At 26.0% G+C, this 2267-nt stretch carries 4 protein-coding genes; all 4 read right to left on the bottom strand.

Going from position 1 to position 2267, the window contains the following annotated elements:
* Positions 1 to 828: 828 nt before the first annotated feature.
* Positions 829 to 969, bottom strand: a complete 141-nt coding sequence (locus tag PF569_04765) for a hypothetical protein (protein MDA3855545.1) — start codon at positions 967 to 969, stop codon at positions 829 to 831.
* A gap of 6 nt (positions 970 to 975) precedes the next feature.
* Positions 976 to 1170: a hypothetical protein gene (locus PF569_04760; protein ID MDA3855544.1), complete on the bottom strand. Its 195-nt coding sequence runs from the start codon at positions 1168 to 1170 to the stop codon at positions 976 to 978.
* A gap of 54 nt (positions 1171 to 1224) precedes the next feature.
* Positions 1225 to 1518, bottom strand: coding sequence for a hypothetical protein (locus PF569_04755; GenBank protein ID MDA3855543.1), 294 nt, complete (start codon positions 1516 to 1518; stop codon positions 1225 to 1227).
* Between the two features lie 412 nt (positions 1519 to 1930).
* Positions 1931 to 2080: a hypothetical protein gene (locus PF569_04750; protein ID MDA3855542.1), complete on the bottom strand. Its 150-nt coding sequence runs from the start codon at positions 2078 to 2080 to the stop codon at positions 1931 to 1933.
* Between the last annotated feature and the right edge of the window lie 187 nt (positions 2081 to 2267).

The following is a 2267-nucleotide window of genomic DNA, read 5'->3' as shown; positions in this document are numbered from 1 at the left end:
TGTTTAGCCTGATAGTTTCTATTCCTTTTCCTTTTTTCTTCAATATTCATAATGTGTTGTTAATTAGTAAAGTAATTCCATTATATCATAATCCAAATAAAAAAGCAAAACTTTTAGTATTGCCTATTTTATATTTTATTGTTTAATTTATTTTAGGATTCTTAGGTAAAGTGCTTTATCTAGTGATTTTCTATCTGCAATATCCATAGTTTCTATATTCTCATAAACTGTTCATTTGTTTAATTCAAGTGCATAAAAATTAATTAACTCATCTTTTATTATTATAGTACGGGCAGAACTCCAATAAATTCACATACTAACTGCCTCTCTAAGAGCTTCTATACTAAATTTAATAGTCTTATCCTCAACACTTGCTAAACTTTCTATAATGTACTCGTGTTTATATGTATGATTATGTCAATATCTTTTGTTTTGAGTTAGATTAAAAGTTTTTACTTCATCTAGTGTTATTTCTCAATCAACCCTAACTTGTTTATACCAGTTACTTGCAAATTGGAGTCAAAGTCCAAAAGAATATCATTTTCTTATCATTTCTTCAAATTCATCTGACATTATATCAACTGCTTTTACATCTACTTCTACTCAATATTCTTTATAAAACCAGCTAGTGAACCAATTATATATAAAACGGAATATAGCTCAACTATCTCTGCTCCATATTCATATATTTTCAGCCATTGTAATTAGTTTAGCTCAAAGAGTATCTTTCATAATAATACCGTATTGAGTTCTTACAATATTTTTTAATGTAACAAGTGTACACTCATTGCGATTTTGCACATATAATTTAGCTCTTTGAAACATAATTTAAGTATTAGTTTGAAATAATCTCTTTAATCTATTAGGAGCTCTGCTTGTCTTTTCTGCTGCTTCTTTTTTTAATCTAGTAGCTTTTCTAAGAGCTATAGCTTTTTTTAGTTTAAGTTTTCTTGGTTTTGATAATGCCATTGTTTATTAATTAGGAAATATTCCACATTTATCTTCAAGGTCACATTCTAGTTGATTTGCTATTTTTTCTATATTTATATTAATCTGTGTTTGTTGGTCATAAAATACATTATTACTAGCTGTTAATATTATATATATTAATACTAATATAATGGTTTGCATAATAGTCATTATTGTTATTAAAAAGCAAGTTGTTTTCATTTTTTATATAAATGTTACTAAATACCATATAATACTAAGCATACAAGATATTACTCATGTTATTAAAAACCGTAAAACCTTTGTCTGAAAGTCAGTAGTTTTTTTTGTAGCATATTTATTATCAGCAGCATCAATCCATGTTGTCATTATTAGTTCCAATTTATTAAATCTTTTATCTTGACTTGCTTCTAGTTTATCAAACTTTTCTTCCATAGACCTAAAAGAGTTATTAAATACAGCTATATCTGTTCTTAATTCAGATATATCCTTAGTTTTCTGTATATCGCACTTTTTAAATTCCTCCTTTAAGGGACATTTTCTTTCGTGGTCTAAGATGTCGGAATTCATAGTTACAAATAAGTAAGTATAATAATAGTATAATTATTTTTCTAGGTTTTTCAAGACTTTTTACCTCCCCAGTTAAAATATCTTATTCCAAATATGTTTAATCAAAAGAAAGCTATTAAAAACACACCTAATCTTCCTGTTATAGTAGTCCATTGTAATAAACTAATCAAGTCTAAGGCAAATATATAATTAGCTCTTAGAAAGGCAAATAACCATCATCATAATTCAAATCTATCATCGTGTGGATTGCATACCTTTATTTCTATATCAATATATAATTTATTAATCTTTTTAGGATTAAGAAAAGGTAGTTTATTTATATGTGGCAACAGGGTATTAAACTTAAATCCTCCTGCTCATCAACATCAGTTACTCATAATTAATCATATCCGATTACACAAGTCTCAGTATCTCAATATAAAGCATTACTAATTCTTTGGTTTATATTTTCCATTAGACTTAATAGTCTGTGAGTTTCTTCAGGACTTTCAGCATTTTGTAAATGTTCCACTAGCTTACCTTTTTTTTCTTGTAAATCTATTGCAATTTCATACTTATCCATAATTAATTAGTTAGTTAATATTATTTTATCAGATAATTCTCTATCAAGGTTTATATTAAGCATTATTTTTTAGTTTAATAAATTAGTAATAACTTTAAATTTAGGTCATCATAATTGTTTTTGTAATTCTTTGTTTCATTTTTCAGTTGCTAATAATTTTCCTACTTCTTCAATTCTAGGCATTATA

The organism is Candidatus Woesearchaeota archaeon, from assembly GCA_027858315.1.
Lineage (GTDB): Archaea > Nanobdellota > Nanobdellia > Woesearchaeales > UBA583 > UBA583.
This window is presented reverse-complemented; position numbering and strand designations above follow the sequence as displayed.

Excerpts from the sequence above, each read along its gene's own strand:
- PF569_04760 (MDA3855544.1), bottom strand. The coding sequence starts at position 1,170 with ATGAAAACAACTTGCTTTTTAATAACAATAATGACTATTATGCAAACC.
- PF569_04750 (MDA3855542.1), bottom strand. The coding sequence starts at position 2,080 with ATGGATAAGTATGAAATTGCAATAGATTTACAAGAAAAAAAAGGTAAG.
- PF569_04755 (MDA3855543.1), bottom strand. The coding sequence starts at position 1,518 with ATGAATTCCGACATCTTAGACCACGAAAGAAAATGTCCCTTAAAGGAG.
- PF569_04765 (MDA3855545.1), bottom strand. The coding sequence starts at position 969 with ATGGCATTATCAAAACCAAGAAAACTTAAACTAAAAAAAGCTATAGCT.